The organism is Streptomyces sp. NPDC085946 (genome assembly GCF_044540485.1).
Lineage (GTDB): Bacteria > Actinomycetota > Actinomycetes > Streptomycetales > Streptomycetaceae > Streptomyces.
Map to the genome: position 1 here is coordinate 240879 of NZ_JBITSF010000011.1, position 24844 is coordinate 265722.

General features: G+C 70.5%; 20 protein-coding genes and 1 pseudogene. 12 read left to right on the plus strand and 9 right to left on the minus strand.

All coding sequences use genetic code 11. The annotated features are described in order from the left end of the window. Positions 1-71: 71 nt before the first annotated feature. Positions 72-1385, minus strand: a complete 1314-nt coding sequence (locus ACIF8T_RS23225) for an ABC transporter substrate-binding protein (protein WP_400037948.1) — start codon at positions 1383-1385, stop codon at positions 72-74. A 314-nt stretch (positions 1386-1699) separates the two neighbouring features. Here ACIF8T_RS23225 and ACIF8T_RS23230 point away from each other — a divergent pair, with 314 nt between their 5' ends. Together ACIF8T_RS23230 and ACIF8T_RS23235 are read left to right on the plus strand one after the other, a co-directional pair. Beyond that, positions 1700-2695 (plus strand): ROK family protein, encoded by a 996-nt coding sequence (locus tag ACIF8T_RS23230; RefSeq protein WP_400037950.1) that lies wholly within the window; start codon positions 1700-1702, stop codon positions 2693-2695. After that, positions 2586-3233, plus strand: coding sequence for an RNA polymerase sigma factor (locus ACIF8T_RS23235; protein WP_400037951.1), 648 nt, complete (start codon positions 2586-2588; stop codon positions 3231-3233). The genes ACIF8T_RS23230 and ACIF8T_RS23235 overlap by 110 nt, the downstream gene beginning before the upstream one ends. On the opposite strand, the gene ACIF8T_RS23240 is transcribed toward ACIF8T_RS23235, so the two are convergent. Next, complete coding sequence (locus tag ACIF8T_RS23240; protein WP_400037953.1) at positions 3208-4104, minus strand: LysR family transcriptional regulator; 897 nt, start codon at positions 4102-4104, stop codon at positions 3208-3210. The genes ACIF8T_RS23235 and ACIF8T_RS23240 overlap by 26 nt on opposite strands. Before the next feature lie 76 nt (positions 4105-4180). Here ACIF8T_RS23240 and ACIF8T_RS23245 point away from each other — a divergent pair, with 76 nt between their 5' ends. Genes ACIF8T_RS23245 through ACIF8T_RS23255 form a run of 3 tightly spaced genes read left to right on the plus strand, consistent with a single transcriptional unit; the run spans position 4181 to position 7598 of the window. Further along, the gene (locus ACIF8T_RS23245) at positions 4181-5161 is read left to right on the plus strand and encodes a DMT family transporter (RefSeq protein ID WP_400037955.1); all 981 of its coding nucleotides are present in this window, start codon (positions 4181-4183) and stop codon (positions 5159-5161) included. After that, on the plus strand, positions 5158-6702 hold the full coding sequence (locus tag ACIF8T_RS23250; RefSeq protein WP_400037957.1) for a leucyl aminopeptidase: 1545 nt from the start codon (positions 5158-5160) through the stop codon (positions 6700-6702). Before ACIF8T_RS23245 ends, ACIF8T_RS23250 begins: the two co-directional genes overlap by 4 nt. Next, positions 6699-7598, plus strand: coding sequence for a PhzF family phenazine biosynthesis isomerase (locus ACIF8T_RS23255; RefSeq protein ID WP_400037959.1), 900 nt, complete (start codon positions 6699-6701; stop codon positions 7596-7598). Before ACIF8T_RS23250 ends, ACIF8T_RS23255 begins: the two co-directional genes overlap by 4 nt. A 290-nt stretch (positions 7599-7888) precedes the next feature. Here the strand turns inward: ACIF8T_RS23255 and ACIF8T_RS23260 are convergent, their stop codons facing one another. Next, entirely contained in the window at positions 7889-8461 is a 573-nt protein-coding gene (locus ACIF8T_RS23260) for an SMI1/KNR4 family protein (protein ID WP_400037961.1), read from the minus strand. A 218-nt stretch (positions 8462-8679) separates the two neighbouring features. Further along, positions 8680-9273: a TetR/AcrR family transcriptional regulator gene (locus ACIF8T_RS23265; RefSeq protein WP_400037963.1), complete on the minus strand. Its 594-nt coding sequence runs from the start codon at positions 9271-9273 to the stop codon at positions 8680-8682. A 242-nt stretch (positions 9274-9515) separates the two neighbouring features. Here ACIF8T_RS23265 and ACIF8T_RS23270 point away from each other — a divergent pair, with 242 nt between their 5' ends. Then, positions 9516-10661 (plus strand): FAD-dependent oxidoreductase, encoded by a 1146-nt coding sequence (locus ACIF8T_RS23270; protein WP_400037965.1) that lies wholly within the window; start codon positions 9516-9518, stop codon positions 10659-10661. A 498-nt stretch (positions 10662-11159) separates the two neighbouring features. Here the strand turns inward: ACIF8T_RS23270 and ACIF8T_RS23275 are convergent, their stop codons facing one another. Then, positions 11160-12845, minus strand: a complete 1686-nt coding sequence (locus ACIF8T_RS23275) for a ribonuclease J (protein WP_400037967.1) — start codon at positions 12843-12845, stop codon at positions 11160-11162. Between the two features lie 145 nt (positions 12846-12990). Beyond that, on the minus strand, positions 12991-13242 hold the full coding sequence (locus ACIF8T_RS23280) for a transposase (protein WP_400037969.1): 252 nt from the start codon (positions 13240-13242) through the stop codon (positions 12991-12993). Here ACIF8T_RS23280 and ACIF8T_RS23285 point away from each other — a divergent pair. Next, positions 13235-13387, plus strand: coding sequence for a hypothetical protein (locus ACIF8T_RS23285; RefSeq protein WP_400037971.1), 153 nt, complete (start codon positions 13235-13237; stop codon positions 13385-13387). The two genes, ACIF8T_RS23280 and ACIF8T_RS23285, sit on opposite strands and share 8 nt — an antisense overlap. Positions 13388-13643: 256 nt before the next feature. Here the strand turns inward: ACIF8T_RS23285 and ACIF8T_RS23290 are convergent, their stop codons facing one another. Continuing rightward, positions 13644-16463, minus strand: a complete 2820-nt coding sequence (locus ACIF8T_RS23290; RefSeq protein ID WP_400038007.1) for an AAA family ATPase — start codon at positions 16461-16463, stop codon at positions 13644-13646. A gap of 178 nt (positions 16464-16641) precedes the next feature. Here ACIF8T_RS23290 and ACIF8T_RS23295 point away from each other — a divergent pair, with 178 nt between their 5' ends. The 3 genes and pseudogenes from ACIF8T_RS23295 to ACIF8T_RS23305 all read left to right on the plus strand — a co-directional run. Further along, positions 16642-17556: an MBL fold metallo-hydrolase gene (locus ACIF8T_RS23295; RefSeq protein ID WP_400037973.1), complete on the plus strand. Its 915-nt coding sequence runs from the start codon at positions 16642-16644 to the stop codon at positions 17554-17556. A gap of 22 nt (positions 17557-17578) precedes the next feature. Then, positions 17579-19069 carry a carboxylesterase/lipase family protein gene (locus ACIF8T_RS23300; protein ID WP_400037975.1) on the plus strand — a complete coding sequence of 497 codons (1491 nt, stop codon included), beginning with the start codon at positions 17579-17581 and terminating at the stop codon, positions 19067-19069. Between the two features lie 92 nt (positions 19070-19161). Beyond that, positions 19162-19571 (plus strand): annotated as a pseudogene (locus ACIF8T_RS23305) (IS6 family transposase); the annotation flags it as partial. A 361-nt stretch (positions 19572-19932) separates the two neighbouring features. Here ACIF8T_RS23305 and ACIF8T_RS23310 read toward each other — a convergent pair. Next, positions 19933-21003 carry a zinc-dependent alcohol dehydrogenase family protein gene (locus ACIF8T_RS23310; protein ID WP_400037977.1) on the minus strand — a complete coding sequence of 357 codons (1071 nt, stop codon included), beginning with the start codon at positions 21001-21003 and terminating at the stop codon, positions 19933-19935. Positions 21004-21562: 559 nt separating this feature from the next. Here ACIF8T_RS23310 and ACIF8T_RS23315 point away from each other — a divergent pair. Together ACIF8T_RS23315 and ACIF8T_RS23320 are read left to right on the plus strand one after the other, a co-directional pair. Further along, positions 21563-22141 (plus strand): flavodoxin domain-containing protein, encoded by a 579-nt coding sequence (locus tag ACIF8T_RS23315; RefSeq protein WP_400037979.1) that lies wholly within the window; start codon positions 21563-21565, stop codon positions 22139-22141. A gap of 373 nt (positions 22142-22514) precedes the next feature. Then, on the plus strand, positions 22515-23828 hold the full coding sequence (locus tag ACIF8T_RS23320; protein WP_400037981.1) for a cation:proton antiporter: 1314 nt from the start codon (positions 22515-22517) through the stop codon (positions 23826-23828). 476 nt (positions 23829-24304) lie between these two features. On the opposite strand, the gene ACIF8T_RS23325 is transcribed toward ACIF8T_RS23320, so the two are convergent. Then, positions 24305-24571 (minus strand): cation transporting ATPase C-terminal domain-containing protein, encoded by a 267-nt coding sequence (locus ACIF8T_RS23325; protein ID WP_400037983.1) that lies wholly within the window; start codon positions 24569-24571, stop codon positions 24305-24307. Positions 24572-24844: the final 273 nt, after the last annotated feature.

The following is a 24844-nucleotide window of genomic DNA, read 5'->3' on the forward strand; positions in this document are numbered from 1 at the left end:
CGACGGGTCACGTGGAGTTCCGGTGCGCACGGGGCGGGTTCTCCGGGCGTTCTCGCCGTGCCGTGGTGCGGTCAGCCGCCGAGGGTCTGCTGGGCCTCGGACCACTTCCCGTTCAGCTCGTCGAAGTAGCTGTCCATGTCACCGTTGGCCGCACCGCGGGCGACGTCGACCAGCTTCTGCCGGTAGTCCTGGGCGGTGATCCCGATCTCCGACGCCTTGTCGATCTCGTTGACCTCGGCACGGTTCTTCTGGTGCTGCGGGATCGTGGTGACATCGTTGTCTTCGAACGCCTTCAGCGTGTCGGGCAGCGGGGCGCCCTTCACGGAGGAGATGGATCCTTCGGCCGCGGCCTGGCCGGACTTGGTGATGTACCAGTCGATCCACGCGCGGGCGGCGGCCTTCTTGCCGGAGTGGACGTTGACCGCGTACTGGTAGTCGGGGCGCAGGACGGAGCAGAACTTTCCGTCCTTCTGCGCGGGGAACGGCATGAAGCCGATGTCGTCGGGGTTCTCGCCGGCCGCCTCCGCCGCGGCGCGCATCTGGGAGATCGCCCAGGAACCGAGCCACATCGAGGCGACCTTGCCGGTCCCGATCTGCGCCTTGGAGTCTTCCCAGTTGGTCGTGGTGGGGTCGGGTTCGGCCAGCTTCCTGTCGACGATCGTGTAGAGCAGCTTGTCGATCGTGTAGAGGTCCGACCCCTCGGTCCAGGGCTTCCCGGTCGTCGCCAGCGCGTCGTAGGCGCCGGGGTCGCACTCGGGAGAACCGATGGCGTTCGTCCAGTTGGTCAGCGGCCAGCCGTCCTTGTAGTTCGTGTAGTACGGGACGGCGCCGGTCCTCGCCTTGACCGTCTCCAGGTCCGCGACGAACTCCTCCGGCGTGGCGGGCCAGTCGGTGATGCCGGCCTTCGCCCAGACCGCCTTGTTGTAGACGAATCCGTTGGCCACGCCGATGTTGGCCAGGCCGTAGACCTGGCCGTCCACGGTGGCGTGGTCGGTGTAGTCGAACTTCGCCGACAGTTCGCCGGCCTTGCCCAGCGGGGCGAAGAAGGTGGGGTACTGCTCGAGGGAGAGGGAGTTGGGGATCAGCAGGACGTCACCGTAGTTCTCGGTGTTCATCCGGATCTTGGTCTCGCCCTCGTAGTCGGTCAGACCCTCGAACTTGACCTTCACGCCCGGGTACACCTTGCGGAACTCCGCGGCGTACTTCTCCAGCGTGCCGTCGGATATCTGGTCCGTCCTGTTGGTCAGCACCGTGATCTCGCCCGACACCTTCGCCGGGTCACTCGGCGGAGCGGCGATTTCGCCACGCCCGTCACTTCCCTGGCCGCTACAGGCTGTCGCCACCACCGTGGTCGCAGCCACAAGAGCCACCCAATTTCTCCGCATCCCCGCCACCTCTCATCGCGAACCATCGACACCGGACCGAGGGAAACGCCGTGTCGGCTCTCGGGACCCCGGTCTGATGAGCGCTCAACGTAGACGTAACTTCGCAGCAATGTCCATAGACCGGTCTAGATCGATTCTGTTGACTTCCGGGGCCCTGAACTGCGCTTTTACTAAACCATGACTAAATGCGACCCGACCTGAAGACCTTCTTCGGCGGAGATGTGCACGGCTGTAGACATCGTTGTCATACGCATGCTCCTATGTGACGGTGTCCTGACCCGGCTGTGCGCTTCCCCCTTCAGAGAGTCATCACTGTGAGTAGTCAGCAACTCGCCGTCCCGGCCCCGGGCGATGTCCTGATAGCCGCCCTCGACATAGGGGGGACCAAGATCGCGGGTGCGCTCGTCACCGCGGACGGCGCCCTCGTCCACCACGTGCGCCGCACCACCCCGGCGCAGGAATCCGCGGACACACTCCTCGACGCCGTGTACCAGGTGGTGGACGCCCTGGCCGCCGCCCCGCCGTGGGACGACGTCCGCGCACTGGGCATCGGCAGCGCCGGCCCGGTCGACCTGGCGCACGGATCCGTCAGCCCCGTCAACATCCCCGCCTGGCGCGACTTCCCGCTCGTCGCATCCGCCAGCGCGCACCCGGCGCTGGCGCACAGGCCCGTCGTGCTGGCGGGCGACGCGATGGCGATGGCCGCGGCCGAGCACCGCCACGGTGCCGCACGCGGCCACGAGGACGCACTGTGCCTGGTGGTGTCCACGGGCGTGGGCGCCGGTCTGATCCTCGACGGCCAAGTGCGCCACGGCATCACCGGCAACGCCGGTCATCTCGGCCACATCAGTGTCGACTTCGACGGCGAGCCCTGCCCCTGCGGTGCGAAGGGCTGCCTGGAAGGCATCGCCAGCGGTACGGCCATCACCCGGCACGCTCTTTCCCTTGGCTGGCGGCCGCCCGCGACGGCGGACGCATCGGCGGTCGCGGCAGCAGCCCGCGCCGGTGACACGGCCGCCGTCGCCGCCTTCGACCGTGCGGCCCGCGCCCTGGCGGCCGGTATCGCCGCCGCGGCCGCACTGGTCGAGATCGACATCGCCGTGGTCGGCGGTGGCGTCGCCCAAGCAGGCGATGTGCTCTTCTCTCCGCTCAACCATCACCTGCGACGCTACGCGGCGATGCCGTTCCTGCGTCATCTGCGTGCCGTCCCGGCCGAACTGGGTCCCGATTCCGGCCTGGTCGGCGCAGCGGCCCTGGCGGAAGCCGCAGCACCGGCTGCTGCGAACCTGCTCGTCGACGGCCGCCGGTGAAGAATCAACCCCGAGCGGTACCGAAAGTGCGGCTCCGCTTTCTGTCATCCCCGGCGCGCCTGGAGCTCCACCTACACACCACGAACGACTTTTCGCACGCTCCACAACACGGGCCTCACCACGATTCCGTGCATCCGGCTGCCGCCGTGGTACGGGCGGCGCGGACCGGGGACCAGCAGGCGCTCGACACGCTCGTGGCCGGGTATCTGCCGCCGACCTACACATCGTCGGCCGCGCCCTGGAATCTCCCGCCGACACCGACGACCTGGTGCAGGACGTCATGCTGGAGACGGTTCGCGACCTGCGGGCGCTGCGCGATCCGGAGGCGCTGCGGTCCTGGCTGGCGGCCATCGCGATGCGGCAGGCGCGCCGGCACTGGCGTATCCGCCGCGCGTCCGCCGAGTCCTACCGGATCGACGATCCGGACGGGGTGGCGCCGCTCACCGGTCCCGGCGCCGACTTCGTCGATCTCACGATTACCGTCTTGGAACTGCCGGATCACCCGTCCGAGTTCAGTATTGCCGTGTCGAGTCCTTGAGGGCTTCGAGCAGGGTGCGCAGTGCGGGCTGTTGCGAAGAGCCCGCCCGGATGACGGCGTGGATCGTCCTGACCGGTTCGGGATGCCGCACCTGACGGATGATGACGCCCGGGTGGCGGGCGCTCAGTCCCAGGCGCGGAATGAGGCTGACGCCGAGGCCGGCGGCGACGAATCCCTGGGCGGTGGCGTAGTCCTCGGATTTCGCCACGAAGTCCGGGCTGAAGCCTGCTGCGGCGCAGGCGTCGAGGATGGGGGTGAGGCAGGGGCCGGGAGGCTCACTGCCCACCCAGGGCTCGCCGGCGAGATCGGCCAGATCGACCACGCGGCCGGCGGCGAGCGGATGTCCACTGGGCAGCACCGCCTGATAGGCGTCGTCGAGCAGATGCACCACACGGATGCCTTCTTGATGTGCCTCGTCCGGCCGTCGGACGACGACGGCCAGGTCGGCGTCGCCCCGGCCCACCTCTGACAGCGCATCGTCGGGATCGGCCAATCTGGGGTCGATTGCGACCCTCGGGTGCTCGCGGCGGACTCGGGCCAGGGCCGGCGCCAGCAGGGTCGGGCCGACCGACGCGAAGTAGCGCAGGGCCAGCCGGCCGGTGCGCCCCGCGCGCAGATCGGCAAGCGCGGTCTCGGCCTCGGCGAGGTGCTCGCTGATGACAGCCGCGTATCGAGTGAGCAGCAGCCCGGCCTCCGTGGGGGCCACGCCCCGCCCGGCCCGTTCCAGCAGCACCAGCCCGGTCTCCTTCTCCAACGCCGTCACCTGTTGGCTGATGGCGGAGGGCGTGTAGCCGAGGTGGGCGGCCGCCGCGGTCACCGAGCCACTGTTGACGACGGCGCGCAGCACCTGCATGCGTCTCACATCCAGCATGTAGCACAGCTTAATAGTCGTGCAGAACTTTTTTCTTGTCCTTCAAGGAAAGGTGCGGCACCGTTCATTCGGGCGAATGAAGGAGATGACGGTGGGCGGTGGCATGGACAGGAGCCGGTCGGGGGCGCGGATCGGCGTGCTCGCCCTGCTGTGGGGTTCGACCTTCCTCTGGATCGAGGTGGCCCTGGACGCGCTGACGCCGGTGCAGGTGACCTTCAGCCGGTGCGTGCTCGGATCGGTCACCTTGCTGGCTGCCTGTCTGGGTTCCGGCCGCGGGCTGCCTCGCGGCCTGTCGATCTGGGGACGTGTCGTCGTGGCGGCCTTCTTCTGCAACGCGTTGCCGTTCGCCATGTTCAGCGTCGGCCAGCAGGGCATCGACTCGGGTGTCGCCGGCGTGCTGAACGCGACGACCCCCCTGTGGTCGCTGTTGATCGGCGCGGTCGTCGGGTCCGAGCGTGCTCTGCCGCCGTACCGGCTGGGTGGGCTCCTCCTCGGATTTGCCGGAGTGGTGCTGATCTTCGCGCCGTGGCGGGCGGCGCAGCCGGGCGGGTGGGGAGCTCTGGCCATCCTCGTCGCGGCGGCCAGTTACGCGGTCGGCTTCACGTTCATGAGCCGCTGCCTGGTCGGCAGGGGAATCCCGACCATTTCGCTGTCCGCGGCGCAGCTTCTCGCAGCGACGGTCCTCACCGCGGTGACCCTGCCGGCGGGAGGTCTGACACCGATCGAGATCACGCCGACGCAGTTGACAGCCGTGGTGATCCTGGGTGTCGTCGCCACCGGCCTCACCTTCCACTTGACCTACCGGAACATAGCCGCCGAAGGCGCCACCAGCACGGCCGCCGTCGGCTACCTCCTTCCGGTGGTCTCGATGGCGTTGGGCGTCGTCGTGCTCCACGAGGACTTCGGCCTTCGGATCGCCCTCGGAATGACAGTCGTGCTGGCCGGGGTCAGCATGATCCGTCGGCGGGCACGGGCGGCGGCACCGGCGCCCGCGACAACCGCCGACGCCTGCTCGGCACACCATCTCCCTCTGCAGGAAAGGGACGTTCGACAGTGACAACGCTGAAGGTGACCACCGTGTCCGCCGCATCGGCACCTGTGGACTGGGTCGTGATCGGCGTCGCCCAGGGCACCGAGGGGCCCGTGCCGGTGCCCGGGGCGGGGACACACGAAGCGTTCGCGGACGGGCTGCTCCGGCTCCTCACCGGTCTCGGGGCGACGGGAGCCCGGGGCGAGGTGCTCAGGCTGCCCGCGCCTGCAGGCATCAGGGCCGGTGCGGTCCTCGCCGTCGGCCTCGGACCCGACGAGGGCGACGGTCACGGTGTCGAGGCACTGCGCCGGGCCGCTGGAGTGGCCGTGCGCACCCTGGCCGGCGCGGACACGGTTGCCCTGGCGCTGCCGGCCGGGACCAGCGAGGCGGTTGAGGCGGTGGCCCTGGGCGCCCTGCTCGGGGCCTACGCCTTCACCGCCTACCGGACCACTGCCCGGACGCTGCCGGTGCGCGAGGCGACGGTCCTCGTGGACCACGAGGTCCGAACGCCCGCGGAGAGTGCCGTACGGCGTGCCCAGGTACTGGCACAGGAAGTCAACCGGGCCCGTGACCTCGTCAACACCCCCGCCAACGACCTTTATCCCGCCAGCTTCGCCGCCGCCGTGGCCGCAGCGGGCCAAGAGCACGGACCGGTCGTCCAGGTGCTCGACGAGGGGGCGCTCGCCGCAGGAGGTTACGGCGGCATCCTCGGCGTCGGCCAGGGTTCGGTCCGGCCACCGCGGCTGGTGCGGATCGCGCACACCCACCCCGGGGCCACGTCGACTCTGGCCTTCGTCGGCAAAGGCATCACCTACGACTCGGGCGGCATCTCGCTCAAGCCCGTCGGTGCCAACGAGATCATGAAGCGCGACATGGCTGGTGCGGCGGCCGTGTTCGCCGCGGTCCTCGTCGTCGCCCGGCTCGACCTCCCCGTCAACGTCACCGGCTGGCTCGCGCTGGCCGAGAACATGCCGTCCGGCTCCGCACTGCGCCCCGGTGACGTGCTGCGGATGTACGGCGGCCGGACCGTCGAGGTGCTCAACACCGATGCGGAGGGACGCCTGGTGCTGGCCGACGCCCTCGTCCGGGCCGGTGAGGAGCAGCCGGACGCGATCGTGGACGTGGCCACCCTGACGGCAGCCACACGATTCGGCCTCGGCGATCACGTCTTCGCGGTGATGGCCGACGACAACGCCTTCCGCGACCGAGTGCTGGCCGCCGCCGGAGAAGCCGGCGAGCAGGCGTGGCCGATGCCTCTGCCACCGGAGCTGCGCCCGAGTCTGGACTCACGGGTGGCCGACATCAGCAATTACGGTGAGCGGATGGGCGGCGGCCTGGTGGCCGGCCTGTTCCTGCGGGAGTTCATACCAGCAGGCGTTCCCTGGGCGCACCTGGACATCGCCGGCCCGGCCTTCAACCAGGGACCGCCCCACGGCCACACCCCCAGCGGCGGTACCGGCTGCGCGGTACGCACCCTGGTCCGGCTCGCGGAAAGCGCCGCAGCCGGCGACAACCGCGGCTGCCGCTTCCCCGCCGTCACCACTGCCTGCGAAACGGAGGACCGGTGAGAGTCCTCTACCAGGTCGACGCGTTCACCGAGACCCCCTTCAGCGGTAACCCCGCCGGGGTGGTGCTGACGGCCGACGGGCTGACGACTCATCAGATGCAGGCCGTCGCACGGGAACTGAACAACTCCGAGACGGCCTTCGTCCTGCCCGCCGACGGCACCGACCACGACATACGAGTCCGGTTCTTCACGCCCACGACCGAGGTCCCCACCTGCGGACACGCCACCGTGGCCGCCCACTTCGCCCGAGCCGCCGAATACGGCCTTCCCTCCGGCTCACTGAGGCAGAAGACCGGCACCGGACTGGTGCAGCGCGTTCAGCTCCACTGTGACGGCGACCGAGTCCGGATCGGCATGCACCAGGGGGCGGCCGTCTTCGGCCCCGAACTGGACGGCCCCCGGATCAGCCGGCTGCTGCGGGCCCTGGGCACTGCTCCCCGGGCTCTGTCGGACCACGGCCCGGTCCAGATCGTCTCGACGGGACACGCCAAAGTCCTGGTCGAACTGCGTGACCGCGCCGCAGTGGACGCGCTGCGTCCGGATCCGGCCGCTTTGACGGCCCTCAGCCACGACCTCGACACCAACGGCTTCTTCGTCTTCACCCGCACCACCGGCGAGGAACACTTGCTGACCTGGTCCCGCATGTTCGCCCCAGCGATCGGAATCCTCGAGGACCCCGTGACAGGCAACGGGCACGGTCCCCTCGGGGCGTACCTGCTCCGATACAGCGCGACTCCCGCCCCGGACGGCCGCTTGTCCTTCACCGGGCGACAGGGAGCAGCCATGGGACGTCCCGGAGACGTGCAGGTCCGCGTCGAGACAGCAGCCGACGGCGAACTCCTCGTCTCGATCTGCGGTACGGCGACGACGGTGTTCCGGACAGAGCTGCCTGTTTGAGACGGCACCCGGCACGGCGGGCGGCCTGCTTCACCTGCTGGTGGGACTTGGTCAATCCGGCCCGGGTCCTGTGTTCCAGGCGACGGTGGAGGTTGCGGGCGGAGAGGGGCGTCAGGTGGTGCAGGTGCCAGCCGGCAGTCCAGCAGATCCCGGACGGTGCCGAGGATCTGGTAGAAGGTGCACCTGGCTCCCCCGCTTCCGCACCTGACGTGACCGGACTCGGCTGCCAGGCGGGACGGACGGGCCGTGATGACGAGCAGCTGTCACACCGCCGGGTCTGCGGCGCCGGCCTACGCTCCCTCGAACTCGTGGTCGTGCCAGGGCTTGTTCGACGCCCAGTGCCGGACCCAACCAGCGAAGCCAGGTTCTCCAGTGGTGAAGCCGAACTGCGCTCCGAACGGAACGGCGCCGACGTCGGTGATGAGCCAGACATGCCCTCGGTGAGGGCCGGTGACGACGAGGTGCCAGTTCATCGCGCACCCATCAGTGCCCAGCACGATCGAGCCATGGTTGTAGACCCGGTCGAGAACCTCGTCGGAATCCTCGGACGGGTCCGGGTCCTCCTCCCACATCCACGCCTCCGTCAGCGGAAACGGCTTACTCAGGTCACGATCCTGCTCGTCATCGCCCCAGTCGTCCGGCAGTTCCGCCACCGGCAGCAGTCCGTACTCTGGTGGGCCGGAGTACGAACCGTCCGTTATCTCAGCGACGAAGGTTCGATACGGCTCAGGCAGCACGATCCCGTGGTCCGCCTCGAAGGCGCGGACCGCCTCCCAGCCGAGAGCCGACTCACCACCGTCGTCGACGTCGAACGCCGCTCGAAGCACCGCAAGCTCAGCAGGGTCGGCCTGATCGATATTCATGCGGCATAGATATCACCCCGCTCTGACAGTGTCCGGTGCGCCGGGTCGCCACCACCTGCGCCGAACAGCCTGAGGACCGGGATCAGAGTGAGGTGCTTGCCGTTTTGGAATGACGGGGTGTCAGGTCTGGTCGCCAGGCAGGGGGGTGAGCGCGACCGATACGTGTAGTGGGGCAGGCCGAGGCCGGTCGAGGACGGGCCCAGGAAACGGTCCAGGTGCTACGGCGCGGGCGGCTTGCTCGGCGGCTCCCAGCCGTGGGTGAGGATGTCGAAGACTGCCTCGATGGCGGCCCGGCGGTCCTGCCGGCCGCGGGCGAGCACCGGGATGTCGAGTACGAATCGGGCAAGAGCCACACACGCGAGGTTGTCGTGCTCCACGCCGAACTCGTCGGCGATGACTGCGCTGAGGCTGTCGGTGTACCGGGTCCACATGCGTTCGGCGTAGGCGCGCAGCACCGGCGTGGAGTTCACCAGGTTGATGAAGTCGGTCGCCTGAGGATGTGCCTCGATCGACGGCCAGGTGTCCAGGACGTGCTGTCGAAGGGCGTCGAGGATGCTCTGATCGGAGCGGCGCTGCCGCACCGCAGCGATCAGCTGTGACTCCCGGTCGTCGTCCTGGTCGAACACCAGCGCTTCCTTGCCGCTGAAGTGCTTGAACACCGTGGCGGTCGACACGTCGGCGGCGTCGGCGACGTCACGGATGCTCACTTGGTCGTAGCCGCGCTCCAGGAAGAGTCGCAGTGCGGCGTCGGCGATCGCCTGCCGGGTGGCCGCCTTCTTGCGGTCGCGGCGGCTGACAGAGGGCACGGTCATGACCGCATCGTACTCGATAGTCGAATCAGTCGCCAAGTAGAGTCGTTGCACTTTTCTACTCGCTCTGATTTCATGGATGTGCGCGAGCACCTGAGCGGCACATCCCCGTCGGCCCGGTCATCGTCTGCACCGCGCCGACCTGTTCATCTGAGAGGCCCTCTCAGGGCGCATCCGGTGTCGGTGCCGAGGTCGACAACTCCCGGCCTGCTCTCGCCCCACTTCGCCGACCGAAAAGGACGACCATGAACTCCCCAGAACCCGCCCGGGCGCGCATCAGCATCATCGGTGCCGGCCCCGGCGGACTGACCTGCGCCCGCATCCTCCAGCAGCGCGGCATAGCGGTCACCGTCTACGACCGCGACCGGGGCCCCGCCGCGCGCGACCAGGGCGGCACCCTCGACCTGCATGCCGACAACGGTCAGCTCGCCCTGCGCGAAGCCGGTCTGCTCGACGAGTTCTTCAAGCTCGCCCGTCCCGAGGGGCAGGAAATGCGGCAGATGGACCCGACCGGCACGATCAAGTCCCATGAAGTCCCGGCGCCCGACGAACTCTTCAAGCCGGAAATCGACCGTGGCCAGCTGCGTAACCTGTTGCTCGACTCCCTGCAACCGGGAACTGTGCACTGGGGCCGTGCACTCGACACGATCAGTGGACCCGACGACGGGCCGCGGCAATTGCACTTCACCGACGGCACGACCGTCCAGACCGATCTGGTCATCGGCGCCGACGGCGCCTCCTCCCGGGTACGCCCGGCCGTATCCCCCGCCGTCCCCGAATACACCGGGGTGAGCTTCCTGGAAGCGTGGTTCTCAGACGTGGAGAACCGGCACCCGGACCTGGCCGAGCTGGTCGGCCAGGGCAGCGCCCACGCGGCCGACGGCGAGCGCGGCCTGTTCGCCCAGCGCAACAGCGGGAACCACATCCGCGTCTACATCATCCGACGCGTCCCGGTCGACTGGATCAGCATGAGCGGCCTGACGGCCGAGGACACCGACGGCATCCGCGCCCTGCTCCTGGGCGAGTACGCCCACTGGTCGCCCCGCATGCGCCGGATGATCACCGGGAACGACGGCCCCTACGTCAACCGCCCGATCTTCGCCCTCCCGGTCCCGCACACCTGGGAACACAACCCGACGGTGACCCTGCTCGGAGATGCCGCCCACCTCATGCCCCCGCTCGGCGTCGGCGTCAACCTCGCCATGCTCGACGCCAGCGAAATCGCCCTCGCTCTCGCGAACGCCGCCACCGTCGCCGACGCGATCCGCACCTACGAGAAGACCATGCTCCCCCGCTCCACCGAGACGGCCAAGGCCCTCGAAGGCGGCGCCGAACACCTGCTGTCCACCGACGTACCCGACTCCGGCAGCGACAACGACGCCCAGCACTAACGAGCTGTGCGTGATAGCGGACGAGGCGTGTTGCCTGACTGATGGCATCATCCGCTATCACGCACCAGCTCGTCGGCCTCGTCCGGCATCTGGAGCGTGGGAGCCGTACGACGCGATCGTGGCCCCGAAGGTTCTGGCCGGTGCGCTCGCCCGACTCGATCCGGAGCGCACGGAGATCCTCTCCGGGTCCCCGCCGTGGCAGCCGCCGCGCTGACGCGAGGTCCTGAGCCGGTTCACCGACGGGATCGACGCGGCCGGCCATCGGGTGTACCGGGCGTTCCTCGCCGGCTGCCGCGTCCTGGGGGCGGGCGTGGACATACCGGCGAGCGGGGGCTTGGCAGCCGTCCGCTTCGCCGACACCCGCGGCTCTCCGGTGGAGATCGTGCAGGACATCGGCCGGGCACTGCGACCCCACCGCGCCGGCGGCACGAAGGCTGCGTGGATCATCGTGCCGGTCTTTCCGAAGCCCGGCGAGGACCCGGCCGACACGGTCCCGGCTCAGGCGTCGATGATGACGGGGATGATGAGGGGCTTGCGGCGGTGGGTGCGGAACGCCCAGTTCGCCACGGCGCGGGCGAGGAGCTGTTCGAGTTGGCGCGCGTCCCCGACGCCTTCCTCGGCCGCGGTGGCCAGGGTCTTCTCAATGACGGGGATGACCGGCTCGAAGGTGGTGTCGTCGTGGACGAAGCCGCGGGCCAGGAAGTCGGGAGCCTCGGCGAGGGCGCCGGTGTCCGCGTCGACGATCGCCACCACCGTGACCACGCCTTCGGCGGCGAGGGTGAGGCGGTCCTTGAGGGACGCTTCGGTGGCGCCGCCGACTTCCATGCCGTCCACGTAGACGTTGCCCGCGGGCACCTTGCCGGTGATGGACGCGCGCCCGTCGACGAGGTCGACGACGACGCCGTCCTCGGCGATGACGACCCGGTCCGGGTCGACACCGGTACGGACGGCGAGGTCACCATTGGCCCGCAGGTGGCGCCATTCGCCGTGCACGGGCATGACGTTCCGGGGTTTGACGATGTTGTAACAGTAGACGAGTTCGCCGGCGCTGGCGTGCCCGGAAACGTGCACCTTGGCGTTGCCCTTGTGGACCACGTGGGCGCCCCACCGAGTGAGTCCGTTGATCACCCGGTAGATGGCGTTCTCGTTGCCGGGGATGAGGGAGCTGGCGAGCAGGACGGTGTCGCCCTTGCCGATACGGATCATGTGGTCACGGTTGGCCATCCGTGACAGCGCAGCCATCGGTTCGCCCTGGGAGCCGGTGCACACCAGAGCGATCTTGTGGTCCGGAAGCTTTTCCAGCTCCTTCGTGGTCACGACCAGACCGGAGGGAACCTTCAGATAGCCCAGGTCACGGGCGATGCCCATGTTACGGACCATCGACCGGCCGACGAAGGCCACCTTGCGGCCGTATTGGTGGGCGGCGTCCAGGATCTGCTGGATGCGGTGCACATGGCTGGCGAAGCTGGAGACGATGACCCGGCGCGGCGCGGTGCGCATCACCTGCTCGATCGCCGGGTTCAGCTCACGCTCGGAGGTGGTGAAACCGGGGACTTCGGCGTTGGTGGAGTCGGTGAGGAACAGGTCCACGCCCTCCTCGCCGAGGCGGGCGAAGGCGCGCAGGTCGGTGATGCGGTCGTCGAGCGGGAACTGGTCCATCTTGAAGTCACCGGTGTGCAGCACCATCCCGGCGCCGGTGCGGATCGCGACCGCGAGGCTGTCCGGGATGGAGTGGTTGACCGCCACGAACTCGCAGTCGAAGGGTCCGAAGCCGCGGCGGTCGCCCTCCCGCACCCGCACCGTGCGCGGCCGGATGCCGTGTTCCTTGAGCTTGGCCTCCAAGAACGCCAGCGTCAGCTTGGAGCCGACGACGGGAATGTCGGACCGCTCACGCAGCAGGTACGGCACGCCGCCGATGTGGTCCTCGTGGCCGTGGGTGAGTACCACGGCCACGATGTCGTCCAGCCGGTCCCGGATCGAGGTGAAGTCCGGCAGGATCACGTCCACGCCGGGCTGGGTCTCCTCGGGGAACAGCACGCCGCAGTCGACGATGAGCAACTTGCCGGCGTGCTCGAAGACGGTCATGTTGCGGCCGATCTCCCCCAGGCCGCCCAGGGGGATGACCCGCAGCCCTCCCTCAGGAAGGGGCGGGGCGGCTTTCAACTCGGGATGCGGATGACTCATACCCTGACGTTACCCGGAGAGCGGGATGGGATGATCCATTACTTGCGTGACCTCCCTTTTCACGGCGGGGCACCCGCAACTCGTTCCTGACGAGTTCGTGCACGGTAGGCGGTGAGGTGTCGAGGACGTCAGCGGGGCTCGATGTTCACATCTGCCGTGCCGATGTCAGGTCCGCGGTCTGTTGGTGGGACAGCAGTCCGGCGACGGCCTGGACGATGTCGCTCGTGTGCTCGCGGCGGCCGAGGCAGCGGGCCAGGGTCCACCGGTTCTTCAGGTGGGCGATACCGTGTTCGATCCGGATGCGGCGTGAGGAGTGGGCTTTGCGCTGTCGTTCGTGTATCTCCTCGTACCAGTCCGGGGCGTCCTTCTCGAACGTGCGGTGTGGTGGTGTGATCACCCGGCGCCGCCTTCTCGGCGGCCGCGCCGGCCGCCTGGCCACCGACCACGCCCGAGGCATCGACCCCCGCCCCGTCGCCCTGCCCGCCTCCGCCACCGTGTGCCGCACCTTCGACCGGCACACCCTGGACGGAGGCCCGTCGTAGCTGACCTGTGGGGGCGATGTGCTTGGAGGCGAACACACACAGCGAGCAGGGGTCGCAGCCGGTGCCCTTTGAAGTCCCCGGTGCCGGAGAAGGAATCGTAGGTCCAGTGGTGGGGCAGAGGGCTTTCTGGTGCCGTTTACCAGGGCGAAAGGGCCACCTTGCGGGTTGCTTGCCGCCTCCCCCTCGTGGCCGGTCCGGTTCGGCGGGATGACGCGCGGTATGCAGTCAAGTGACTGCTTCCACGGCCAGCGTGTCCCTACTCCTGGTGGGCCATCGTCGCGAGGGTCCCCTCGATGAGGTCGCGCAGCTGGGAACGGGCGGTGATGCCCAGCTTGGGGAAGCTGCGGTAGAGGTGCGAGCTGACCGTGCGCGGGGAGAGGAAGAGCTTCTCGCCGATCTCCCGGTTGGTCAGCCCGCGGGCGGCGAGCCGGACGATCTGCTGCTGTTGCGGGGAAAGCCCGGCGAGCGCGTCGGGGGCCGCATCCGTGACGTCGAGGCCGGCGGCGCGCGATTCGGCCCGGGCACGCTCGATCCACGGGCGCGCGCTCAGGCGACGGAAGGTCTCCAGGGCTTCGGTGAGCGGCCCACGCGCCTCTGCGATACGCCGGCGGCGCCGCAGCCACTCGGCGAGGTCGAGCAGGGTTTGCGCGCGTTCGAAGGGCCAGTACTCCAGTACCGGATCCGCCAGAGCCGCCCGGAAGTGCGCTTCGGCGTCCTCAGGGTCCGCCAGAAGGCCACGGGCTCGGCTGATCAGCGCACGCAGACGGGGTGAAGCGTTGTCCGCCAGCGCAGTTGCCGAGCGCTCGACGACCAGGGCAGCCTCCTCGCGGCGGCCGCAGCGCACAGCGGCGGCCGCCAGATCCGCGAGGGCCGGGTAGGAGGCGTGGTAGTGCACGGGTGTGCCGTCTGCCGTGAAGACCGCGCGGAGTCGGCCGTACGCGCTCTCGTAGGCGCCTTCTGCGGCTGCCGCGGCACCGAGCGCACGACGGGCGTAGACGGCGACCGAGCGGCTTTCCAGCGGATCGATCAGAGCGAGCGCTTCCTCGGCCCGGGTTCGGGCCGAGGAGGCATCGCCCTGGAAGGCCGACAGGGTGGCCTCCACGGTGGCCGCACAGGCCACGGCGTGGTCGAGGCCGGCCGCCCGGCCGACCTCGATGGTGCGGGCGCAGGCCTCACGGGCCTGTTCCCACCGTCCTCGCTCCACATAGGCCCAGGCGACCGCGCCACCCAGCCCCTCGGGCAGCGCTCCCTGCACCTGCCAGCGGTCGAAGGCCTCGTCGAAGACGCGGACGGCCTGCGCGGTCTCGTCCAGGAGCCATGCCATGATCCCGACGGCGGTGAGCCGCTCCGGCCGGTCTTCCGCCTCGGCGACCAACTGCGGTAGCACGGAGAGGAGGTGGGTCCGGTTGGCGAAGGGGTCCGACACGGCCCTCACCCAGGTGCGCAAGCCTGTGTGTGAGGCGTTCCCGGGAAGGCGCCGCAGGACGTCCTGGATGCGGTGGCGCTGGGTGTCCTCTCCGGAGTAGAAGCGGACCACGGCGGCGCCGGCCACGAGGTCCAGCCCGGCCGTGGGCTGGGAGAGCGCCCACTTCGCGGCCGCGTCGGCCAGTCGGGAGAAGACCACGCTGTGGCGCACGGTCAGGACCGCCAGCCGTCCGGCCTGCACGGCGGCGGACGCCAGCAGCGACCGGTCATCCGTCCGCGCGCGTGCCGCGGCGGTCAGTTCCTCGACCCAGGCGATGTCTCCGGTGAACACGGCCGCCGCGGCGGCTTCGACCAGCAGCCGGGCACTGTCCTCGCGCCGCGGTGCGAGTTCCGCGGCGCGCTGCAGGGCCTGGGCCGCCGCTGCATGGCCGCCGCGGCGGCGGGCCCGGCCGGCGGTCCGTTCCAGCTCCGCCGACACAGCCGCGTCCGGGTGCGGGCAGGCGGCGGCAAGATGCCAGGCACGCCGGTCCGGCTCGTCACGCAGCATCTCGGCGAGCGCGAGGTGCGCCTCGCGCTGGGCTCCTGAGGACGCGGCGTGATACACGGCGGAGCGGACCAGTGGGTGGCGGAACCGGACATGCCGGCCGGTCCGCCGGACCAGCCCGGCCTGCCCGGCCGGCAGCCAGGCCGCGTCCTCGGCGCGCGGCAGCCCCGCCGAGACGGCGATCGCGCGGTCGGCGCTGTCCATGGCGGCCAGGAGCAGCAGAGCCCGCGTGGTGGAGGCGGGGAGACTGTTCAGGCGGGCGGCGAAGATCCGCTCCAGGTGATCGGTGAGCGGAAGCGGACCTGCGGACGGCAGCCCCGCGGCTGTCTTCTGTGCCGAGGCTGTCCTCGTCAGTTCCACCAGTGCCAGCGGGTTGCCGCCTGCCTGGTCGAGGATCCGCGACCTGGTGTGCCCGGTGGGGCTCTTCGGCTGCAGGTCCAGCAGCTGATCGGCCGCAGCGTTGTCGAGCGGTCCCAGGACGAGCGTCGGCACATGACGGCCGAATCCCGGAAGGTGATCGCCGTCACGGGCCCCGATCAGCATCGTGACCGGTTCACCTTCCAACCGTCTGGCGGCGAAGGACAGCGCGTCCAGGGAAGCACGGTCGAGCCACTGCGCGTCGTCCAGCACCACGAGCACCCGATGGTGGTCGCCCAGGCCCGACAACAGGCTCAGGACGGCGACCCCCACCAGCATGGGATCGGGTCCCGACGTGGCCGGCCCCGTACCGAAGGCGTCCTGCATCGCAGCGCGCTGCCTTTCCGGCAGCCCGTCCGCCTCGGTCAGCACCGGCCGCAGCAACTGATGCAGTCCGGAGAACGCCAGGCCCGACTCCGACTCGCTTCCCTCTGCACGCAGTACCCGGGCACCGCGGGCTTCGGCCCGGCGCGCCGCGTGCTCCAGCAGTGTGCTCTTCCCGGTGCCCACATCGCCAACCAGCATCAGTACCTTGTCGGCCGACACCGAGTCCACCGCACGAGTGAGGCGTGCCCGTTCCGCGTCCCGGCCGACGATCAGCTCCCCCGGATCCGGCTCCCCCGGATCCGGCTCCCCTGGATCCGGCTCCGGTCCCATGACCGCACCGCGGTCGCCTGTGTGCCCGTCCACGTCAGTCTCCCGGAATCGCGGCTTTCGATCGGAGTCGCCTTGCCCCGGCCCGTCCAGGCTACAAGCGGCCGGGCTCAGTGCCCGGGCCATGCGCACAGGTGCAGTCACGTGACGGATACCGCGCGCGCCGGGGCCGCTCGTACGGTCCCGGGAAAGCCTGCGCATCCAAGGACGCCCCATGGAACAGATCACGCTCGGCAACATCACCGTCACACGGGTATGGGAGTACTTCGGCCCCGTCGAGATGACGCCCGACACCTTCTTCCCCGGAAGTCCGAAGGAAGTGTGGAACAGTGGCGCCTCCTGGCTGACCCCGCATTTCCTCGATTCCGATACCAATATCGTCAATTCCGCGATCCAGACCTGGCTGCTGCGCAGCGGAGGCAAGACCATCCTCGTCGACACCGGCGTGGGCAACCACAAGGACCGCCCGTACGCCCCGGTCTGGAACCGTCTCGAAACAGACTTCCTGGCCGATCTCGCGCACGCCGGCGTCGAGCCCGAGGACGTGGACATCGTGATCAACACACATCTCCACGTCGATCACGTCGGCTGGAACACATACCTGAACGGCCGGCAGTGGGTACCCACTTTTCCCAACGCCACCTATCTCATACCGAAAGACGACTTCGACTTCTGGAATCCCGAGAACGACCACAAACCACTGCTCGGCCGCGGCAACCAGAATGTCTTCGAGGACAGCGTGGCCCCGGTGCACCAGGCCGGCCAGACGCTGCTGTGGGAAAACAGCCACCGGATCGACGCCGACCTCCGCCTCGACCCGGCTCCCGGACACACCCCCGGTTCCTCGGTACTGACCCTCACCTCCGGGACGGACCGCGCGGTATTCGTCGGCGACATGCTGCACAGCCCCGTGCAGATCCTCGAACCCGACTCCAACAGCTGCTTCTGCGAGGACCCCGCGGGCGCCCGCGCCACCCGCCGCAAGGTGCTGGGCTGGGCGGCCGACAACAACGCACTCGTGATCCCCGCGCATCTGGGCGGCCACGGCGCCGCCGAAGTGACACGCGAGGGAGACAAGTTCGCCATCAAGGGCTGGGCTCCCTTCGCCCCGTACCGCGAGCAGGCCTGAGTCCTGCGGAAAGACACCAGACATGAGCCATCACCCCGAACCCGTCGTGACCACGGCGCAGGGAGCCGTCCGCGGCCTGCGCCAGGGCGACACAGCCGTTTTCCTCGACATCCCCTACGCCGCCCCGCCCCGCGGCGCCGGCCGGTTCGCGCCGCCCCGGCCGCACGAGCCGTGGGACGGCGTACGGGACGCCACCGTGCCGGGCCCCACCGCGCCGCAGTCCGAGCGCAAGCTCGGCAGCGTCGACATGTCCCCCTACTTCGGCACCGGTTGGAGCCGCGGCGAGGACTACCTCACCGCCAACGTCTGGACGCCCGCCGACGCGAACGGCGACCTGCCCGTCATGGTGTTCGTCCACGGTGGCGGATTCGTCGCCGGATCGACGCGGTCCGCGCTGTACGACGGCTCCGCCTTTGCCCGCGACGGCGTCGTCCTCGTCACCCTCAACTACCGGCTCGGCATCGCCGGGTTCCTCGACATCCCCGGCGCGCCCGCCAACCGAGGCCTGCTCGACGTTGTCGCCGCGCTGCGCTGGGTGCGGGAGAACGTCGCCGCCTTCGGCGGTGACCCGCACAACCTCACCCTCTTCGGCCAGTCGGCCGGGGCCACCATCGTCGGCGGCGTCCTCGCCGCCCCGGAAGCCGCCGGCCTCTTCCGCCGGGCGATCGTCCAGAGCGGCAGCGGCCTGGGGGCGTTCACCACCGAGCAGGCCGCCCGCGTCACCCAGGCAGCGGCCGAGGCCCTGGGCATCGAGCCTCATGTCGACGCCTTCGCGGAGATCTCCGACAAGCGCCTGGTCGAGGCTGCCTCCGGGCTCGCGGGCATCGACCTGCAGACCGGGTCGCACCACGATCCGCTGATCGGACTCAGCCCCTTCAGCCTGGTCCTCGACACGCAGCCCGCCGAATCCGTGGCCGCTGGATTGAGCGCCGACGTCGACCTGCTCATCGGGACCAACACCGAGGAGGGAAACCTCTACCTGGCCCCCATGGGCATGTACGCCACCTCGACCGCCGGTGACGTCGACGATGCGGCGGCGCGTTCGCACCCGGAACCGGCGCGACTCGTCGAGACGTACCGCAAGACACGCCCCGAGGCGTCCTTCGGCGAGCTGCGCTCCGCCATCATGGGCGACGCACTGTTCGGCGCAGGCAGCTGGGCCTTGGCCGACGCGCATGCCGCCCACCCCGAATCCGCCACCTACGCCTACGAGTTCGCCTGGCGCTCGCACGCCTTGGACGGACAGCTCGGTGCCACCCACGCGGTCGAGCTGCCGTTCGTCTTCGATGTCGCGCACCTTCCGCAGCTGCACGGCCCCGCCGCCCTGCTCGGCCCCGACCAGCCCCCCGCGGATCTCGCCGCCCGTATGCACGAGACATGGGTCCGGTTCGCCAGAACCGGCAACCCCGGCTGGGACCCGTACGACGACGAGCACCGGGCCACCATGCGCATCGACGCCCGGTGGACCCAGGTCGACGACCCACGCAGCCGGGAACGACAGGCCTGGCGCTGACCCTCCGGCCACCGTTCCCGACGGCACACCACGACCAGAACCGTCACCACCACCGAGAACGCACCCGCCCTCACAGCCCCGCTGTCCCAAGCCCCAGGCCGGGTCAAGTGGCACTCGGACGAGGTGTTCGTGAAGATCAACGGCGAGCGGCAGTACCTGTGGCGGGCAGTCGACCAGGACGGGAACGTACTGGACGTCCTCGTCCAGTCCCGGCGCGACGCCAAGGCGGCGAAGCGGTTCCCCCCGCAAGCTGCTGAAGAGGCACTGCCGGGTGCCGCGGGTGCTGGTCACCGACAAGTTGCGCAGCTACGACGCTGCGCGTGGGGAGGTGATGCGCTCGGTCGAGCACCGGCAGTCCAAGCACCTGAACAACCGGGCGGAGAACTCTCGCCAGCCGACCCGCCAGCGCGAACGCGCCATGAAGGGCTTCCGCTCACCCGCCGGCGCCCGGAAATTCCTCTCGGTGTTCGCGGCCTTCTCGCCGCACTTCCGGCCCCCTCGTGCGCAGCGGCAGGACGGGCACCCCGACTCCACGAGATGACCGTGCGTGTTTCGCGGGCGGCCCGGCTCCGGCCCCAGGTGACCGGGGAGGGTCACGGCAGCGACGGTGCCGTGCGGGAGACCGACGGGCGGGGCGCGCCACCGCGGACTCGGGCGAAGCCGTCCTGCCTCTTGCGCTGTGCAACGACGCGCGCCTCACGCCGGACGGTCCTCGGCGCCGTCACCGGCCGGCCACTGCCGCGGGGGGCGGGACGACCGCGGAAGGGCGCGGGCCGGGTGCGGACCGGCACAGCCTCCGTGCCACGGAAGGTGCCCGCTCCGGCGGTGTGGCACCGTGCGCCGCGGCGGAGGGCAGTACTCCGTCAGGCAGGGGGGACCGCCAGCACATCGTGCCGCTCCTCGCCCAGCACGACCTTGAGGGCGCCGGTCTCGGCGGCACCGGCGAAGACGTCGTACGCCTCCTGCATCTGGTTCAGCGAGAAGGTGTGCGTGACGAGCGGTGCGGTGGTCAGGCGCCCGGAGGCCGCCATCCTGAGCAGGGTGGGCGTGGCCGACGTGTCGACCAGTCCCGTGGTGATGGTCACGTTCTTGATCCACAGGTCTTCCAGGTGCAGGGTCGCGGGCCGGCCGTGGACGCCGACGTTGGCCACACGGCCGCCGGGCCGCACCATGCGCGTGCACATCTCGAAGCTCTCGGGAACACCGACGGCCTCGATGACCACGTCGGCCCCCAGGCCGTCGGTGAGGTCCGCGACGAGTTGCTCGGGTCCCTCCCGGACGGCGACGACCGCGTCGGCGCCCAGGCGCCTGGCGGCCTCGAGCCGGGAATCGGCGAGGTCCACGGCGATGATCCGCTCGGGCGAGTACAGCCGGGCGGTGAGCACCGCGGCGAGTCCGATGGGTCCGGCCCCGACCACGGCGACCGTGTCACCCGGCCGTACGCCCCCGTTGATCACGCCCACCTCATAGGCGGTCGGGAAGATGTCGGCGAACAGCACGGCGTCCCGGCTCTCCAGCGCGCCCGGCAGCGGATGCACGGACAGGTCGGCGTACGGCACGCGCACGTACTCCGCCTGCGTGCCGTCGATCCGGTGGCCGAGGATCCAGCCGCCACCGCCCTGGCACTGGCCGTAGACGCCTTCCCGGCAGAAGCGGCACCGTCCGCAAGCGGTGATGCAGGAGACCAGGACCCGGTCGCCCGGACGGACCGTGCGCACCTCACTGCCGGTCTCCACGACCTCTCCGACCGCTTCGTGGCCCAGCACCGTGCCGGGCGTCACCTCCGGCACGTCACCCTTGAGGATGTGCAGGTCCGTCCCGCAGATGGTGACGGCGTCGACCCGCACGACGGCGTCGGTGGAGTCCTTGATCCCGGGGTCCGGGACATCCTGCCAGGCGGCCTGTCCAGGGCCGTGGAACACGTAACCCTTCATGACCGTTCCTCCTCCGGTCCGAGCCCTTGCGGCGTACGTCGACGGCGGCCGAGGCGGGCACCGCGCTCGCCGGGGCTGTCGCCCACCACCAGCTTCGGCCACCGTCGCGGTATCCGCATGGGCCGGCCGGTTCTCCTTCCGCCCGAAGGACCGCGAGGCACGATGACGAGTCCGCCGCGCAGCGCCCGCGCGTCGGCACCGCGGATGCGGCCGGCCGGGGAAGCCGACCGCGTCCCCGTTCGCCGGCCCGGTGGCCCGGGACGACGCCGGTGGGCCGGACCGGGCAGCCGGCCGTGCGGGACGGAGTGGCCCGTCGCTCGTCGGGGCCACTCGGCCCCTGCGATGCCCCCCGGCCCAGCGGCCGGGCGGCCTTCTTGGCGACGCTGAGAGCGGATACCGGCGGGACACCGCCGTCACGCACGGCTCTCCTGCGACCGGCCGTCCGGCCGTCCGCTGATGCGGCCCGACCCCGTCGGCGGGCCCCGGCGGACAGGCGGCGCCGCACGCTCCGGCACGCACGCCCGGCCTCCGGAGGAACGCACCGCAAGGAAGTGACGCCATGAACCTCCTCGTCGGATGTGCGACCGCACACGGTTCCACCCGCACCATCGCGGAGACCATGGCCTGCGTCCTGCGCCGCGCGGGGCTGACGGCGCGGGCCAGGCCCATGACGGAGACCGACGATGCCGCCGCCTACCGGGCACTCGTCCTCGGCAGCGCGGTACACGGCCAGAGCCGGCTGCCACCGGCGCACGACTTCGTACGGGACAGCCTGCGCGTGCTCGGCTCGCGACCTGTGTGGATCTTCAGCGTCGTTCAGCGTCGGGATGCCCTCGGCGCTGCGCGGGCCGTGGCGGCGCCTCACCGGCAAAGAGGTACAGGTGGTCGAGCGCGGCCTGCCCGCAGAGCCGGCCTTCCGCGGCCACCGTCTGTTCTCCGGTGTCATCACCCGGAACCAGCTGGTGACGACCGGACGCCTGCTCCTGCGTCCGGTGGGGGCCGGTTCGGCGACTACCGCGACTGGGACGCCGTCGAGAAGCGGACGGACACAATCGCCGAGGAACTGAAGGCGGGCAGGGCCCGGCTCCGTTCGACACCGTCACCCGGGCCGTCCCGGTGCACCGGACAGGACCGGTGAGCCCGGTGAACGCCACCTGACCACCGCTCCTCCAGGCCGTACGGACCGTGCGGGGCGAACGCGGCTACGACCATGACGCATACGCCGCCCGACCGGGGATCACGGCGTGCTCGCTCTGCGCGGCGCCGGGCGCCAGGTCACGGGAACGCCGACCGGCCCGATGCCCGTCGGCCAGACCGCGGCCGGGACGGCAGGTCGGCGAGGAGGTGGAGTCGGCCGGGAGACGGAGTCAAGGACGGGGCCGACGGCGGGCACCGGGACGGTGCGGCGGTCGGCGGAGCGCCCCACGGTGCTGTCCGGGTGGGCTCCTGCCGGGACGATGTTTCGGCGGGCGGGGAGGGTGCGGTCGGCCGACTTCGGGCACACGTCACCGGTGACCTCCCCTGATTTCCTCTTCACCCTGCTCGGAGTCGGCGCCCTGGGCGCGGCCGTACTGCCCCGTCTGGTGGCCCGCAGACCACTGTCCATGCCGCTGGTGTTCCTCGTGTGCGGGATGGCTCTCCAACTGCTTTCCGTGCCGCTGCCCGAGATCGATCCGGTGTCCGACCGGGTGTGGGTGGAGCACGTCACCGAGATCTGTGTGATCGTCTCGCTCATGGGTGCCGGGCTCGCCCTGAACCGGCCGTTCGGCCGCCGCCACTGGCAGGGCACCTGGCGGCAGCTGGGCGTCACCATGCCGCTGAGCATCGCGGCGATGGGTCTCCTCGCCTGGTGGGTGCTCGGCTGGCCGCCGGCCGCCGCACTGCTGCTGGCCGCCGTGCTCGCTCCGACCGACCCGGTGCTCGCCTCGGAGGTGCGGGTGGGCGCGCCCACCGACTCCGAGCACGACGAGGACGAAGTGCGTTTCACCCTGACCAGCGAGGCCGGGTTGAACGACGGCCTGGCCCTTCCGTTCGTCCTGGGCGCCGGCGCGCTCGCCGCCGCCGCCGCGAGCGGGGGATGGAGCGCCGGCGGGATCGCCCACTGGGTACTGCTGGACGTGGTCTACCGGTGTGCGGTGGGTGTGCTCGCGGGCCTCGCGGTCGGCGCGCTGCTCGGCTGGCTGTTCTTCCGGGCGGGGTGGCGGGTGATGCGGCTGTCCGAGCACCGGGAGGGCTTCGTCGCCATCGGCGCCACGTTCCTCGCCTACGGGGTGACCGAGCTGATGCACGGCTACGGGTTCGTGGCCGTGTTCGTGACCGCGTGCCGGATCCGTTCGGCGGAGCGCGCGCACGGCTATCACATGGTGCTGCACGACTTCGTGGAGCAGGTGGAGCGGCTGCTGACCGCCGTGCTGCTGTTCCTGCTCGGCGTGTTCGTCGCCCAAGGCGGCCTGGCGTCCCTGACCTGGCAGGGCGCGGTGGTCGGTCTGCTGCTGCTGTTCGTGGTCCGGCCCCTGACGGGATGGGTCGCCCAGTTCAGGACGGCGGCCGGTCCCCGGGAGCGGGCCGTGATCGCCTTCTTCGGGATCCGGGGCATCGGCTCTCTGTTCTACCTGGCCTACGCGCTCGGCTCCCACGGCTTCGGCGTCCCGGCCGGGGAGCTGTGGGCGGTGGTCACCCTCACCGTGCTGGCGTCGGTCGTCCTGCACGGGGTGACCGCGTCCCCCGTCATCTCCCGCCTGGACCTGCTGCGGCTGCACCGGGCACGGGCGAGCGGGGCGGGGCCGGACCCGGACGAGGACGAGGTGGCGAGCAAGCGGCTGTGAACACCGGCGGCAGCAGGCTGAGCCGCCCGCCGGCACCCACGGCGACGGTCACGCGCACGATGAGCGCGGTGGGGGTGCCGAACCACGCACACCGGTCGTGCCCGGGTCCCATGACCAGCGAGGCGAACACCCTCCTGTCGGGAGTTCGGCAAGGAAGATCGGTCCGAAGGCGGTGACGAGCGCCACGGCGTCGAAGGGCGTTGCCGGTGCTTCCTGCCATGGCCGGGCCACGAGCCCGTGCGGCACCCGGGCGGGCGACGGGCGGAACCACTGGACCTGCATGACGGAGCGACCCGTACGGCGGCGCGGGCCGGGTCTCGCCTTGGCCGAAGGTCTCGTCCGCCTCCACAGCACGTGATGCGGGGGCCCCGGGGGCCGGGATGTCCGTGGACGTCCAGTGCGTCGACCGGCCGGTGGAACGGAACTCCTCCCCTTCGCCGCCGACGTGTACAGCTGTGGTGGCCGGCCGGGCCAGGTCAGACGGGACGGGAGGGTGCGAGCCGGATCCGGGCGGCACGACAGAGGGGCTCGGTCAGTGTCACGGTGGAGGCGGTGGCGAGGCAGATCCACAGGGCGCGGTTGTGCAACTGGTGACGGCCGAGGACGGGGCCGTCCTCGTGTCGCACCGCCGGGGCGTTGCAGAGCTGGGAGAGGACGAACGTGGTGGAGGCCATGGCGGCGGCGGTCGCGGTGTCGGTGAGGTGACGGGCACCGGCGAAGACGGCCAGGGTGCCGACCGCCATGGCCGAGATCTCCTCGAAGACCAGCGCGAGATGCCTGCCGGTCGGGCGGGGTTGTTCGGTGCCAGCAGGCCGGACCGCCTTGAGGACGGGGCGAGGTCGAGGAGGTGGTGGATCTCTTCGGCGGTGAAGCCGGGTTCGCCGAGGCGGGAACGGCCTCGCAGGTCTACGGCCATGGTGGTCCCTAAGAATGTGAGGCGGTCCGGGAGGACCGGGTGTGGCTGATGGTGGTCTGCCGTTTGTGGCTCGGAAGGAATGGCCGCCCGGTCCTCCGGG